14 protein-coding genes are annotated in these 14417 nt (G+C 62.7%); 6 read left to right on the top strand and 8 right to left on the bottom strand.

The features are described from left to right. Nucleotide 1: 1 nt before the first annotated feature. Nucleotides 2–1465, bottom strand: coding sequence for an APC family permease (locus tag BLW08_RS17715; RefSeq protein WP_254779944.1), 1464 nt, complete (start codon nt 1463–1465; stop codon nt 2–4). A 166-nt stretch (nt 1466–1631) separates the two neighbouring features. On the opposite strand from BLW08_RS17715, the gene BLW08_RS17710 reads away from it, so the two are divergent. Beyond that, nucleotides 1632–2720, top strand: coding sequence for an amidohydrolase (locus BLW08_RS17710; protein WP_090824244.1), 1089 nt, complete (start codon nt 1632–1634; stop codon nt 2718–2720). A gap of 8 nt (nt 2721–2728) precedes the next feature. On the opposite strand, the gene BLW08_RS17705 is transcribed toward BLW08_RS17710, so the two are convergent. The 5 genes from BLW08_RS17705 to BLW08_RS17685 all read right to left on the bottom strand — a co-directional run bounded on the left by BLW08_RS17705 (nt 2729) and on the right by BLW08_RS17685 (nt 8471). Continuing rightward, nucleotides 2729–3325: a phosphatase PAP2 family protein gene (locus BLW08_RS17705; RefSeq protein ID WP_090824514.1), complete on the bottom strand. Its 597-nt coding sequence runs from the start codon at nt 3323–3325 to the stop codon at nt 2729–2731. 79 nt (nt 3326–3404) lie between these two features. Continuing rightward, nucleotides 3405–4973 (bottom strand): dihydrolipoamide acetyltransferase family protein, encoded by a 1569-nt coding sequence (locus tag BLW08_RS17700; RefSeq protein ID WP_090824242.1) that lies wholly within the window; start codon nt 4971–4973, stop codon nt 3405–3407. Between the two features lie 54 nt (nt 4974–5027). After that, the gene (locus BLW08_RS17695; protein WP_090824240.1) at nt 5028–6008 is read right to left on the bottom strand and encodes an alpha-ketoacid dehydrogenase subunit beta; all 981 of its coding nucleotides are present in this window, start codon (nt 6006–6008) and stop codon (nt 5028–5030) included. Beyond that, nucleotides 6008–7201, bottom strand: a complete 1194-nt coding sequence (gene pdhA / locus BLW08_RS17690) for a pyruvate dehydrogenase (acetyl-transferring) E1 component subunit alpha (RefSeq protein ID WP_090824238.1) — start codon at nt 7199–7201, stop codon at nt 6008–6010. Before pdhA ends, BLW08_RS17695 begins: the two co-directional genes overlap by 1 nt. A 151-nt stretch (nt 7202–7352) precedes the next feature. Further along, complete coding sequence (locus BLW08_RS17685) at nt 7353–8471, bottom strand: histidinol-phosphate transaminase (protein ID WP_175538749.1); 1119 nt, start codon at nt 8469–8471, stop codon at nt 7353–7355. 72 nt (nt 8472–8543) lie between these two features. Here BLW08_RS17685 and BLW08_RS17680 point away from each other — a divergent pair, with 72 nt between their 5' ends. Beyond that, entirely contained in the window at nt 8544–8972 is a 429-nt protein-coding gene (locus BLW08_RS17680) for a phage holin family protein (RefSeq protein WP_090824234.1), read from the top strand. 39 nt (nt 8973–9011) lie between these two features. On the opposite strand, the gene BLW08_RS17675 is transcribed toward BLW08_RS17680, so the two are convergent. Next, nucleotides 9012–10367 (bottom strand): alpha/beta fold hydrolase, encoded by a 1356-nt coding sequence (locus BLW08_RS17675; protein WP_254779943.1) that lies wholly within the window; start codon nt 10365–10367, stop codon nt 9012–9014. Then, nucleotides 10367–10678 (bottom strand): hypothetical protein, encoded by a 312-nt coding sequence (locus BLW08_RS17670; RefSeq protein ID WP_090824233.1) that lies wholly within the window; start codon nt 10676–10678, stop codon nt 10367–10369. Before BLW08_RS17670 ends, BLW08_RS17675 begins: the two co-directional genes overlap by 1 nt. Before the next feature lie 166 nt (nt 10679–10844). Here BLW08_RS17670 and purB point away from each other — a divergent pair, with 166 nt between their 5' ends. From purB to BLW08_RS17650, 4 genes are all read left to right on the top strand, one after another. Further along, entirely contained in the window at nt 10845–12251 is a 1407-nt protein-coding gene (gene purB, locus BLW08_RS17665) for an adenylosuccinate lyase (RefSeq protein ID WP_090824232.1), read from the top strand. Between the two features lie 275 nt (nt 12252–12526). Continuing rightward, nucleotides 12527–13183 carry a histidine phosphatase family protein gene (locus BLW08_RS17660; RefSeq protein ID WP_091326759.1) on the top strand — a complete coding sequence of 219 codons (657 nt, stop codon included), beginning with the start codon at nt 12527–12529 and terminating at the stop codon, nt 13181–13183. A 161-nt stretch (nt 13184–13344) separates the two neighbouring features. Beyond that, a complete protein-coding gene (locus BLW08_RS17655; protein WP_091326755.1) occupies nt 13345–13848 on the top strand; it encodes a GNAT family N-acetyltransferase in 504 nt (167 codons plus the stop codon). A gap of 65 nt (nt 13849–13913) precedes the next feature. Then, a complete protein-coding gene (locus BLW08_RS17650) occupies nt 13914–14348 on the top strand; it encodes an acyl-CoA thioesterase (protein WP_090824227.1) in 435 nt (144 codons plus the stop codon). Nucleotides 14349–14417 lie beyond the last annotated feature (69 nt).

Below are 14417 nucleotides of genomic sequence, written 5' to 3'. Positions count from 1 at the left end.
CTTACCCGGCGTTCCAGCGGCTGCCAGCCACCCCGGACGGCTGCGCGGCCTCCTCACCGCGTGCGCCGTCGTCGAAGGTGAGGTCCAACTGCCCACCCACTTTCCGGCGCCGTGCGATGAAAACCGCCAACCCCACGGCCAGCCACGCGGCTCCCAGCAGGTACGTGAACCACGCGAGCGACGTCCACAACCACGCGATAAAGGCGAAGCCGAGCACCGGCATCACCAGATTCCGGAGGGTTCCCGCCTTTCCACGCTTTCGCAGGTCGAAGAACAGCACCTTGATGGCCGCCAGGTTCACCACGGCGAAGGCGATCAAGGCCCCGAAGTTGATCATGTACACGGCTTGCTCCAGCGTGATGAACAGGGCAACCAGAGAGACTGCCGACACCAGCAAAGCTGCTACGTAGGGAGTACGGAATCGCGGCTGCAGCTTGGCGAGGGCCCCGGGCAGGATCCGGTCCCTGCCCATGGCATAGATGACGCGACTGACGCTCATCTGGGCTGCAGTACCGCACAGGACCAGTCCACCCAGGTTCACCACCACGAAGACCACCATGAGCACATCGCCGCCGGCGCGCTGCATCAGTTCAGTGCCGGCGGCGTCAAGGTTCACAATGGAACGCCACTCAGGCGCTATGAGGCTTCCCGCCACCGAAAACAGCGTGTAACCCAGGCCCGCGAAAAGGGTGGAGAGAATGATGCCACGCGGCACATCCCTCTTGGGGTGACGCGTTTCCTCGGACAGAGTGGAGACGCCGTCGAATCCCAGGAACGCGAAGGCGAGAATGGCGGCAGCAGCCATGACCGGCGCTATCCCTCCCCCGCCCAGTGACAGCGGGCGGACGACGCTTTCGATGGTGGGATCCGGCGCATTGAGGATTGCCATCACCACGAAGGCAACAATGACCAGAACCGAAGCCGTTACGACGACGAAATTCATCTTCTTGATCCAGGCAACGCCGATCACGCTGAACAGTCCCACCACCAACAGGCAGACCAGAACTGCGAGCTGAGGCGGTATACCGGGCAGCAGGCTGTTGAGATAGAGCCCGAAGAGCAGGAAGTTCACCATGGGCAAGAACAGGTAATCCAGCATCATGGCCCACCCCACCAGGAATCCCACAGGCTTGCCGAAGGCTCGGGAGGCGTAGGCGTACGCGCCACCGGTCACTGGAACATGCCGCGCCATCTGGCCATAGCTGTGGGCCGTGAACAGCATGGCAATCAAGGCTGCGACGTAGGCTGCCGGCAAATGCCCATCGCTGATCTCCGTTCCTGCGCCATACACGGCCACCACGGACAGGATGCCCATGGAGGTCAGGCCGAAGGCGATGAGTGACGGCAAGCCAAGGACGCGCTTAAGCGTGGGGCCCGATGCCGGGGCCTCCGCTGCGCTGGTGGGGCTGGTGTACATGGCGTTCTCCTCGATGCGATCCGCATCACATAAATGAATGATGTTCATTAGATTAGGGGGCAACTGATGCGATGTACAGCTTTTGGTATCCCAGATTCCTCCATGACAGGCTGCGGCCTCGCCATATTGGCCTAGAATCGCTGATTGGGGTTGGGTTCTGCCCAACTTGAATTGCATCTGGTATACCAATGCCCGCCCTGAAGATAGGAACCCCATGACCGCCTGTTCGACGCCACGCGACCCTCAGAATCCTGCCGGCGCTCAGTCCCTTTTGGTGACCCCAGGCTTTGTAGACGCGCATATTCATCCGGACAAAACGACGTGGGGATCCGGCTGGCTCTCCCGCCCACCGGCGCAGGATCTGGCGGATCTTATCGGGAACGACCTCAAGGCCCAGCTTTCGTTCGAGGATGCCGTTGAGGACCGTGCGTATGCCCTCATGAAGCACGCCGTTCTCACGGGGACCATGGCGATGCGGGCGCACGTGGACGTCGGCTCGCAGATCGGATTGAAGAACATCCACGGCGTCAGGGCAGCCGCTGAACGGCTGGCTTCCTGCCTGGACGTACAAATCGTCGCGTTCCCGCAGTTCGGCCTGTTGACCAATCCGGGCACGCTGGATCTCATGGAAGCCGCCCTGTCCGAGGGCGCCGATCTGGTGGGCGGCATAGACCCGGAATCAGTGGACGGCGATCTTCACGGCCATCTTGATGCTGTCTTCGGGCTGGCGAACAGGCACGGGAGGGACCTGGATATCCACCTGCATGACGAAGGACCGGGAGGCCTGGCGCAGCTTCACGTCATCGCGAAGCGCACCATGGCGGAGGGCATGCAGGGTCGCGTCACCATTGGGCACGGTTTTGCTCTCTGCGATGTGTCCCAACCTGAGCTTGGACCCACCCTGGATGCAATGGCCGAAGCTGGAATCTGGATGGCGACCTGCGCCCTGGGAGCCGATCCCGTACCCATGCTGGACCTCATGGAAAGGCATGGGGTGAAGGTTGTCCTCGGGTCTGACGGCGTCCGGGATGCGTGGACTCCGTTTGGTACGGGCAGCATGATGGACCGGGCGCACCTTCTGGGGTATCGCACCGGAGCTCTGACCGACACCGAACTGGAACGCTGTTTCCGGATTGCCACCACGGCAGGGGCGGAACTTGTGGGCGCAGAAGTGGTGAGCGGTTTCTCCGGCACCTGTTCGGCTGACCGGCTCGAATTTGCCGCAAACTCCATTCCAGAGTTGGTGGTTGACAGGCCCTCCCCGCTACGGGTTGTTCGTGGTGGCCGAACGCTGGCCTTGTAGTGCAGGGACTAGAGCATCAGCTCACGCAGCAGCCACCACAGTCCGGCGATCACTACTCCGCCAAACAATGATCCCGCAATGACCTGGCCCAGTGTGTGGGCACGCAGGACCAGCCGCGACCACCCCACTGCCGGCACCAGGAGCAGCACAGGCAGGAATGCGGGTCCAAACATCGCTACGACGATGACGGCCGCAGCAGCTAACGCCGACGCATGCCCGCTCATCTTCCAGAACGCACTCACCACGGCCAGAACGGCGATGCCACCGATCAGGGCGATGATCATCACCGATACGCTCACCGGACCATTCAGCAGCTGCAGAACCAGCAGGCCCACCACCACTGACACCAACGCCATGAGGAGCAGTGCGGGCCGCTGGCGCCGGTCGCTGACATGGTGATCGGTGATTCTGCCCAGTTTGACCATCACCAGCACGTACGCCAGCGGCAGGACACAAACAAAGAAAGCAGCGATCAAGCCGAACCACATGGTTCCCGGAAATCCGGGTTCGATCGAGGGGCTGATCAACAGCAGGACCAGCACCACAATCGGCGGTTGGAACACCTCCGTCAAGACGCGAGCAACCGTCCGCCACGGACCTGTCAGAGTCTGGGGACGCACATGGCCGGATTCTGTGGATACTCCGGCTCCAGGGTTCGCACCCGGCCCGCGTTCGGCCTTCTGGTCAGTCAAGCAGGAGCGCCGGTTCTTCAAGGATGGCAGCGACGTCAGCCATAAAGCGTGCCGACAAATCGCCGTCCACTACGCGGTGGTCGAAAGAACCGCCAAGTGTTGTGATCCAGCGTGGAATGACTTCGCCGTCCAGAACCCAAGGCTTCTGCTTGATGGTTCCAAACGCGATGATGGCTACCTCGCCCGGATTGATGATGGGCGTTCCTGTGTCGATGCCCAACGCGCCGATGTTGGTGATGGTCAGGCTCCCGCCCTGCATCTCAGCAGGCTGCGTCTTGCCGGCCCGGGCCTTGGTAGCCAGCTCGTTAAGCGCCAGCGCCAATTCCTTGAGGGAAAGGTCCTGTGCGTCCTTGATGTTGGGGACCATGAGACCACGCGGGGTGGCCGCGGCGATGCCCAGATTCATGTAGTGCTTGACCTGGATCTCAGCGTTCCCGTTCCCGTCCGCGTTATCCACCCACGTTGCGTTCACGCTGGGGTTGCGCGCGGCGGCCCAGATCACGGCCTTCGCAAGAATGAGAAGCGGCGAGACCTTGATTCCTTCAAAGTCCCGGGAAACCTTGAGCCTCTTGACGAACTCCATGGTGCGGCTGGCGTCGACGTCCACGAAAATGCTGACGTGGGGAGCCGAGAAGGCCGATTCCACCATGGCCTTGGCCGTAGCCTTGCGCACACCCTTGACCGGCATGCGCTCAACGCGCTGGTCCTGCGGCTTCTTTGAAGCGCCCCAGAACGAGTCCGCTTGGTCGTGCTCGGCATCGCGTTGTGCCTGGTAGCTCACCAGGTCCTCGCGGGTTACCTCACCACGCTGGCCGGTGGCCACGACATCTGCGAGGTCGATCCCCAGATCGCGGGCAAACTTGCGCACCGGCGGCTTGGCCAGGACCTTGTTGACCAGACCGCTGATGGTTCCACTGATCGCCGCCCCGCGCGAAGCTGCGGCCTGCGGCGCTGCGGTTTGCGGCGCTGCGGTTTGCGGCGCTGCGGCAACAGGTGCTTGGGTGACGGGTTCGACGACGGCGCGGGCCGGCGTCGTGCGGTGGGACACCGGAGTTTCGGCTGCTTTGGCCTCCAGGACAGCTTGGTTGTCCTGCACTGTACCCTCTGCGTTCTCAGCGACCGTGGCCGCCTCTGCGCCAGCGGGGCGCTTACGCGCACGGCGCTTGACGGCGTCGGCCTTGGGTCCGGAACCAACCAGCGGACCGCCGGCCGGCTGCTCTCCGGCCTCCGCAGGGAGCTTTCCGTAGACGGGCGTGAAGACGTCATCGGCAGACGGCGCAGCGGCGGGGGTCTGCGATGCTGGCCCTGCATCACCGGCCTGGCCTTCGGAGACAGCAATGATCGCTGTGCCGACCTCCACTGTGATGCCCTCTTCCACCAGCAGCTCCGTGACGGTGCCCGCGAATGGTGACGGGAGTTCCACGAGGGATTTGGCGGTTTCGATCTCGCACAGGACATCGTTGATCGCAACGACGTCGCCGGGCTTGACCTTCCAAGCCACTACCTCGGCTTCGGTCAGGCCTTCGCCAACGTCCGGCAGGTTGAATTTCTTAACAGTCACAGTGGTCCTCGATTTCCGGTTACCCGGCGGTGAAGCCGGGCTGGATCAGGGCGGTTAGTAGGCCAGGGAGCGGTCGAGCGCTTCGAGGATCTTGTCGATGTCCGGCAAGTAGTCTTCCTCCACCTTGGCAACGGGATAAGGCATGTGGAATCCGCCCACGCGGATCACCGGGGCTTCCAGGTGCAGGAACGCCCGCTCGCTGATACGTGCAGCGATCTCTCCGCCGATACCGCCAAAAGTGGGGGCCTCGTGAGCCACGATCAAGCGGCCGGTCTTTTTGACGGAGGCTTCCACGGTGTCGAAATCCAGGGGTGAGATGGAGCGGAGGTCGATGACCTCAATACTGCGCCCGTCCTCGGTGGCAGCGTTGGCGGCCGCGAGGGCCACCGGCACCAAGGGGCCGTAAGCCACGATGGTGGCGTCCGTGCCCTCCCGCACGACGTGTGCCTTGAAGGGGTCCTCAGAAAGACCGGGGTTCTGGACGTCCACCTCGCCCTTCAACCAGTAGCGGCGCTTCGGTTCGAAGAAGATCACCGGGTCCTGGCACTCGATGGCCTTCTGGATCATCCAATAGGCGTCATGGGCGTTGGAAGGCGAAATGATGCGCAGGCCGGCAGTGTGGGCGAACAGCGCTTCCGGCGACTCGGAGTGGTGCTCAATGGAGCCGATGCCGCCACCGTAAGGAATGCGGATGACCACGGGAACGCTCAGCTTGCCGAGGCTGCGGGAGTGGATCTTGGCCAGCTGCGTGGTGATCTGGTTAAAGGCGGGGAAGACGAAACCGTCGAACTGGATCTCGCAAACCGGCGAGTATCCGCGCAGGGCCAGTCCGATGGCCGTACCCACGATGCCGGACTCGGCCAGGGGGGTGTCCACAACGCGTTCGTCGCCGAACTCCTTGATGAGGCCATCGGTAACGCGGTAGACACCGCCGAGGTGTCCGATGTCCTCGCCCATCAGCAGGGACTTGGGATTGCTGTTCAGCGATGCCCGGAGACCCTCGTTAATGGCCTTGGCAATGGTCATTGTTGCCATCAGTTGGCTGCCTCCTCATCGCTTTCGAAGCCGGCCGAGTACTCCTCGAACCAAGCCAGTTCCTCCGCAATCAGCGGGTGTTGTTCGGCATAGACATTGGCGAACGCCTCACGGATGTCCGGGACCTCGAGGCCATGGGTGGTACTGCGGACATACGTGGCCAACTCGTCGCCGTCGGCCTTGACCTGCTCGAAGAACGCCTCGTCGGCAAGGCCTTCTGCCCGCAGGTACTTCTCGAGGCGGTCCAGCGGATCCTTCTCCCGCCATGCCGCTTCCTCGGCGGACTCCCGGTATTTGGTGGGGTCGTCGGCAGTAGTGTGTGCACCAACCCTGTAGGTGTAAGCCTCAATCAGCACCGGCCCACGGCCCTCACGGGCATGCTCCAGCGCCCACTCCGTGACGGCATGGACGGCGATGACGTCGTTGCCGTCCACGCGGATTCCCGGGAAACCGTACCCCTTGGCGCGGTTGGCCAGCGGAACCTTCGTCTGGACCTCGGTGGGCACGGAAATGGCCCAGTGGTTGTTCTGGCAGAAGAACACCACGGGGGCCTCGTAGGAGGCAGCAAACACCATGGATTCGTGGACGTCACCTTCGGAGCTGGCGCCATCGCCGAAGTAGGCGATGACGGCGGCCTTGGGGTCGTTGGAGTCCGTGGCGGCGGCGAGCTTCTGATCCCGCTGGATGCCCATGGCGTAGCCCACTGCGTGGAGGGTCTGGGCAGCAAGGACCAGCGTATAGAGGTGGAAGTTGTTCTCCCGTGGATCCCAGCCGCCGTTCGATACACCGCGGAACTGCTTGAGCAGTTCAGCCAGGTCAACATTGCGGACCAGCGCTACGCCGTGTTCGCGGTACGTGGGGAAGATGTAATCCTGGGGCTGGCTTGCGTGGCCGGAACCGATCTGCGCGGCCTCTTGACCTGTGAGCGGCACCCAAAGCGCCAATTCGCCTTGGCGCTGCAGTGCGGTAGCCTCTTGGTCGAAGCGACGGATCCGGGCCATATCGGCGTAAAAAACGCGCAGTTTCTCCGGATCAATGCGCTTGGCGTAATCCGAGAAGACGGGATCGCTTCCCAATTTTCCGTCAGGGCCTAGCAACTGAACCATTTCCACCGGTTCGCCTGGCGCGGCTGCTGCCGCGGAGGTTGCCGCGAGAGTTTCTTCCGTCCCGGGGGGCAGTTGTGTCGAGCCCATTCCGTCTCCTTGCTTGCCGTGGCGGGGGCGCCTGGCAATGTCTGTCGCTGGGATATATGCCCGCTCCGGAATGTATTCCGGAGCGGGCATACTTTTGGCTTTCGTCCCTTACTTTATCGGCAGTAAGTAAGGTTGGCGCATTTGTTAACCGCTAGGAACCCTGCGGAGCATTTGTATAACCTGCACAGAGATTCAAGAACCGGGTGTTGGCCTCCACCTCGCCAATGCTTACCCGGACGCCCTCATTTGCGAATGCCCGGACGGACAACGCCTGCTCCGCCGCCAAGGCTGCAAACCCGGCACTGTGCTCGCCAAGATTGAGCCAAACGAAGTTGCCTTGGGCCTCCGGAACGAACCACCCGAGTTCGCGCAGGCCCGCTGTGACGCGGTCGCGCTCGTCCACCAGGCTTTGTACCCTTTCCACAACCTGGTCGAAATTCTCGATGGAGGTAACGGCGGCGCGCTCGGCGATCTGGGAAACGGCAAACGGGGTTGCCGTTACCCGCAGGTGCTGGGTCAGTGCGGGGCCGGAGACGCTGTATCCGACACGGAGCCCGGCCAGACCGTGCGCCTTGGAGAAGGTCCTCAGGACCACCACATTGGGATAGTCGCGGTAAAGCTTGATACCGTCCACCGCATCCGGGTCCCGCACGAATTCCTGGTACGCCTCATCTATCACCACCACTACGTTGGGTGGCACCGACTGGATGAAACGCTCCGTTTCCTCTGCGGTGAGGATTGGACCAGTGGGGTTGTTAGGAGTGCACAGGAGAATCACCTTGGTGCGCACCGTGACGGCCGACGCCATGGTCTCGAGGTCGTGGCGTCCGTCAGCCAGCAGCGGGATCTGCACACTGACGGCACCGGCAAGACCTACGCAGATGGGGTACGCCTCGAAGGAACGCCAAGCGTAAATGACCTCATCCGCCTTGCCGTCATCATTCTGCCCGGCGAACGTGGCGAGGATCTGGTTCAGCGCCCCGAGGCTGCCGGCACCGGTGACGACGTCGTCAGCCGGGACACCAAGGAAGCCGGCAAGTGCCGTTCGCAGCTTGGTTGCGAGCGGGTCCGGGTAGCGGTTGATATCGGACTGGTCCGCAATTGCCTGCAACACTGCAGGAATCGGGGGCAGCGGGTTCTCGTTGGACGACAATTTGTAGCTGGTGAGGCCCTCAATCGCAGCGGGCGGTTTGCCTGCGGCGTACTTCGGGAGCCTGTCCACGACCGGACGAGGGAGTACGCCCTCCGGTGCGTTGTCAGTAGTAGTCATGGCTTCAAGCCTACTTGCCAACCCACGGCCTCCGCCGAGCCGTTTAACAGGTGCGTATGAAACCATGGGGTCATGGGTTCATTCATCATTCGCGTCCTGATTAACGGGCTTGCCCTGTGGGTGGCAACTTGGCTGCTGCAAGGCATGGATATCACCACCACGGCAACCGAGAAGGCAGCCACCAACGCGGGCCTCACCCAAGGCGCAGACACCGCCGGCATCGTTCTCGCGTACCTGTTCATCGGACTGATCTTCGGCGTCGTGAATGCCTTCGTCCGTCCGTTGGTCAGGCTATTGTCACTTCCGGTGACCATCCTGACGCTGGGCCTGTTCACGATCGTGATCAATGCAGCCATGCTGTACCTGACCGCATGGCTGAGCACCTTCACACCGGTGCACCTCACCCTCGACTCCTTCTTTTGGACGGCCATCCTGGCCTCGATCATCATCAGCATCATCTCGATGGTGGCTGGACTCATCCCTGGCGCCCGCAAGCGCTAACGGCGGCGCCAGGAATACGTCCGCCGCAATCTGAAGCACCTACCGGGTTCCAGCGTCCGCCTTTGTGTCCCGGACCGTTGGAGGCGGACCAGGCCGCGCCGCGGACGACGGTCCTGGCATGGGCGCCCTTTCCAGTTTGAAGCGCGTCACCTTGGCTACCCCGCCGGCGCCCACGACACCCGCGAACGCAGCAGTGGAGGTTGCCAGTGACTCGTCGTGGCTGGCGGCGACCAACTCGGCCCCTGCCGCGTAATTCTCCTGGTCATGCCCCGGGCCCAAACCCGGATCTTCCCCGGCTGGTGTCCTGACCCCATCCTTCAGGGTCACAGTCACTCTGTCCTTGGTATCGGGGTTTCTCCTGCCATCTGCTCCCGGGACCCAGTCCTGAACGTGTTCCAGATGGAGTGAACTGATGCCCGGCTCAGCTGTGATGCCACCAACAGGAGCTCCGGCGGTCAGCACGTACTTGAGGTCGAACTCACTGAGAAACGCCTTGTTCTGGCTGAGATTCATGGCGTGGACGCCGCCCTGGCTATGCCCCACTGCCACTACTGGGTCCCCAGCGGCAGCACCCGCCTCACGGAGCGCTTGGCCAACGGCTGGGACGACATCTTCAGAGTCGTAGCCCAGCGCTTCGCCGATTCCTTGGATATCAAAGGGGTTTGTGGCGGGTGACTTGGGTTGGGTTCCCGGAATCAGGACCATCCATGACGGCGACCCGTTGTTATCGAATTGAATGACCTCAATTTCACCGTCATTCCGGGCATGGAGCCTCTCGAGACGTCGGAGGCTTTCGGCCATAGTCGGCTGCACGTCTTCGGCGGTTTCATCCATTTTTTCGATGCTTACCGGACGGGGTTGGTACTGGGCCAGTAGTGGCGAATCCAGAAGGGGGCGTATGAGGTCGGCCGCCATATAGTCGTCAGGGATGAACCGGTTGTAGTTCTCCTCAGTGAGGTCTCGCCCCAGCGCCAGGAGGCCAGGCGCGCCGGATCCCTTAAGTTGGTCGAGACGCAGGGCGTGGGGCCGGGCGTTTTTGTCCTCCGCCTGCATGTAGTCCCGGTGGCTTGCCCGCACGCTCGTGCTTACTTCCACCAACTCCTCACGCACCCGTCCCACTTCCTTCCGGCTCTCCGCCACCGCATTGATCGCGCTGCAGCCTGTGCCATAGGAGTCGTAGAGGTACGGTTCCAACTCGTCCTGGACCCGGCGTGCTGCCTCTTCGATACCGATGAGCTGTTGGACCACTTCATCAAGCTGGCCGGCTCCCCGAAGCAGTTCCTCGAGCTGGAACGACATCCCCGCCACCCCTCCCCGGATGGCCAGGATCCCGTCCGGTGCCGGGGGCAGCGGCCGGGGTGCTTCTCCGGCACCGACGGGAGCTGAGTCAGACATCAGGGACCCCTCTCCCCCGAGACGGACACGTTTTGGGAGTGCCGGAGCACCGAGGCGACTGCGGCATCCAAGGACTCCCGGGCGCGCATCAGCGCTGACGCGTGCAAAGCAATGGTGGTGCGGTAGGCACGTCCAGCGGGAGAGAGCCAGTGGTCCATCTGAGCCCGCCGCAGCGAAGCAAGAACCGTGTCTGCCTGGTCTACGCAAGCCTTTACACGCCAGGCGAGCCTCTGGACTTCATGGCTCCGGGAAGCACATTCCAGGGGGTCGAAGGTGGGCGGGTTGGCTGCAGGCATCAAGCCGACGCTCATGTCCGTGTACTCCATTGATTGTTCTGTGATCGGTCCCTACGACGCTACGGAGTGCTGGAATCGGACGGAAGCGGTGCTGTCGTGTATGTGGATAACCTGGCCAACCTTCCACATAGCCCCGTCACCAACTCCCGGCCTCGATGCGGAGCATGAAAGAATAGGCACTATGGCTGAATCCCCCCGCGTCTCCCTCGCTTCCGAACCCCTCGCCCTTGGCGCCCTTGACGGCCGCTACCGTGCCGCCGTCGCACCCCTGGTCGACTACTTGTCCGAGGCGGCCCTGAACCGCGATCGTGTTCACGTCGAAGTCGAGTGGCTGATTCACCTCACCAGCCAGTCCGTACTCCCGGGTGCAGGCCCGCTGACGGACGAGCAGAACGCGCAGTTGCGTGCCATCGTCACGGGGTTCGATGCCGCATCGGTCAACGAACTTGCCGAAATCGAAGCCGTGACCGTCCACGACGTCAAGGCTGTTGAGTACTACATCGGCCGCAGGCTGCCCGCCATCGGCATCGAGAACCTGACGGCCATGGTGCACTTCGGCTGCACCTCCGAGGACATCAACAACCTCTCCTACGCTGTGGGCATCAAGGGTGCCGTAGAGGACGTTTGGCTGCCCAACGCCTCCGCCCTGGTCAAGCAGATCGAGGACATGGCAGAAGCCAACCGCTCGGTGCCAATGCTGTCGCGCACCCACGGCCAGCCCGCCACCCCCACCACGCTGGGCAAGGAACTCGCTGTCATTGCGCACCGCCTGAACCGCCAGCTTGCACGCATCGCCAAGACCGAATACCTGGGCAAGATCAACGGCGCAACCGGCACCTACGCCGCACACGTCGCGTCTGTCCCCACCGCTGACTGGGAAGCCGTCGCAAAGTCCTTCGTGGAGGGCCTGGGGCTCACCTGGAACCCGCTGACCACGCAGATCGAAAGCCACGACTGGCAGGCCGAGCTCTACGCCGACATCGCACGCTTCAACCGCATCCTGCACAACGTCTGCACGGACATCTGGAGCTACATCTCCATCGGTTACTTCCGCCAGATTCCGGTTGCCGGTGCCACGGGTTCGTCCACCATGCCGCACAAGGTCAACCCGATCCGCTTCGAGAACGCCGAAGCCAACCTGGAGATCTCCAACGGGCTCCTGGATACCCTGGGCGCAACGCTGGTCACCTCCCGCTGGCAGCGCGACCTCACCGACTCCTCCTCCCAGCGCAACATCGGCGTGGCTTTTGGGCACTCGCTGCTGGCCATCTCCAACGTCGCCAAGGGACTCAAGGCACTGGACGTCGCTGAGGAAGTCCTCGCCGGAGACCTCAACACCAACTGGGAAGTACTGGGCGAAGCCATCCAGATGGTCATGCGCGCTGAAGCGATCGCCGGCGTTGAAGGTATGGAAAACCCGTACGAGCGCCTGAAGGACCTCACCCGCGGCCAGCGCGTTGACGGCGCCCGCATGCAGGAATTCGTCCAGGGCCTGGGCCTCTCGGCCGACGCCGAGGCCCGCTTGCTGGCGCTGACCCCGGGTAAGTACACGGGCATCGCCGACAAGTTGGTGGATCACCTGCAGTAATTCACAACGCGCGACGACGGCGGGCCGGGGCAGGGTGCCTCGGCCCGCCGTCGGTGTTTAACCCGCCGTCGGCGTTTAACCCGTGGTGGAGGCCTAGCTCGGCAGGCAGAGGTGCGTTCCTTCCCAGTTGCTTTCCTCAGCATCCCGTCCGAGGGTTCGCGACACGGCGTGTCGGGCTGTTCCCGGACTGAGACGACTGATTGGCTGGTGTAACCGGGCAGGAGCGCAAAGCGTCCAGAGGCCGAACAGCTACGACGTAGAGGAGCGGAGCAACCATGAAGCTCCTGTTGATCAGGCACGGACAAACACCCGGCAATGTTGCAGGCCAGCTGGACACTGCATTCCCTGGACCGGGACTGACCGAACTGGGCGAGCGTCAAGCGGCGGCCCTGCCGGAAGCCCTGGCTGACGAAGGCATCCAAGCCTTGTACACCTCGACGTTGCTGCGAACCCAGCGGACAGCTGCACCCTTGGCAAAAGCAACAGGATTGGAACCGGAAATTCTGGACGGAGTCCACGAAATCGAGGCGGGGGCGCTGGAAAAGAAGACCGATCACGAATCACACGTACGGTACATGAGCACAGTGTTCGCCTGGACGGATGGCGACTTGGACGTTCGGATGCCCGGAGCTTTCAACGGGCACGACTTCTTCGCCCGCTTCGATGCTTCCGTAGAGAAAGTTGCGGCCGCAGGACACCAGACGGCCGCGATTGTCAGCCACGGCGCGGCCATTCGTTGCTGGGCGGGCCGGCGGGCCACGGACATCGACACCGTGTTCGCCGAGACGCATCAGCTCCCCAACACGGGCATCGTGGCTCTTGAAGGCAATCCCAAGAACGGCTGGAAGGTACTGCACTGGGATCAAATTCCCGTGGGCGGCTTGGCCCTGGCCGATCAAACCGTAGACGACCCAACCGGCGAGGCGCTTTAAGAGGTACTGCAAGAGACGTTGCGAGGCCCTCTCTGCGCCCCAACCCAGGGGCAGCAGCAATTCTCCCGACGCTTACGCGCAGGAAACACCACGGTAACCACAGCTCCCTAGGCTTAAGTCGCATAGACACCTCCGACGAAACCCGGCGAATTGAGGCACAAATGCAGACGAACCCACGGCTCAACATTCGGCAGGTCACGTGGGCCAACCCCGTGGGCGCTGACCTCCGAGCCGCGCAGCAGGCAGAACTGGATTCACGTTTCGGAAGCACCGACCATGAGCCCGGACCCCCACCGTCGGAAGCGGACACTGCGGTCTTCGTGGTGGCCTATGAGAAATGCTCGGGACAGCCACTGGGATGTGGCGGGCTCCGCATGCTGGACGAGAACACGGCCGAAATCAAAAGGCTGTATGTGGTCCCCTACGCCCGGGGCTCGGGAGTGGCGAGCTCCATTCTGGCAGCCCTCGAAGCCCAGGCTCATTCGCACGGATCCACCGTGATTGCAGCCGAAGCCGGATCAGCACAGTCAGATGGCCGGAGCTTCTACGAAAGTGCCGGTTTTGCCCCTGTACCGAACTTCGGCCCGTACATAGGCGTCAACGAATCGTATTGCTACTCCAAGCGACTCGATTCGCACAGTGCCTCGCACACAGCAATGGCGTAGCGGAGGAGCCTGGGATGGGGACGCAATATCAAGCGGAGGCCGCGGCAGTTCGATAATCTCGGAATATGGAAAAAGCAGACATCACCTTTCGCACCCGTAAATGGGTGCGGCCCGAGGACCTCAACGCCAACGGCACACTCTTCGGTGGGAGCCTGCTGAAGTGGATCGATGAAGAGGCCGCTATCTACGCCATCCTCCAGCTGGGCAACGGCAGGGCAGTCACCAAGTACATCTCGGAGATTAACTTTGTGAGCTCGGCGGTCCAAGGCGACCTGATCGAGATGGGGCTGACGGCGAAACGCTTCGGCCGTACCTCGCTGACCATGCGCGCGGAGGTCCGCAACATGATCACGCGTCAGGCCATCCTGACCATCGAGGAAATCGTCTTCGTGAACCTCGGCTCAGACGGCCGCCCGCAGCCTCATGGCTACACAGAAATCACCTACGACCGGGACCGCATCCCCACGCACCACCTGACGGAAACGCTCGACGAAGACTGAACCACGCGCCGTCGGGCGCTTCAGTGCCGCGCAGCGTTGGTTCAGGGCAGGCATTACCCGTGCGGCAAC

Source organism: Arthrobacter sp. cf158 (assembly GCF_900106835.1).
Classification (GTDB): Bacteria; Actinomycetota; Actinomycetes; order Actinomycetales; family Micrococcaceae; genus Arthrobacter.
This window is presented reverse-complemented; position numbering and strand designations above follow the sequence as displayed.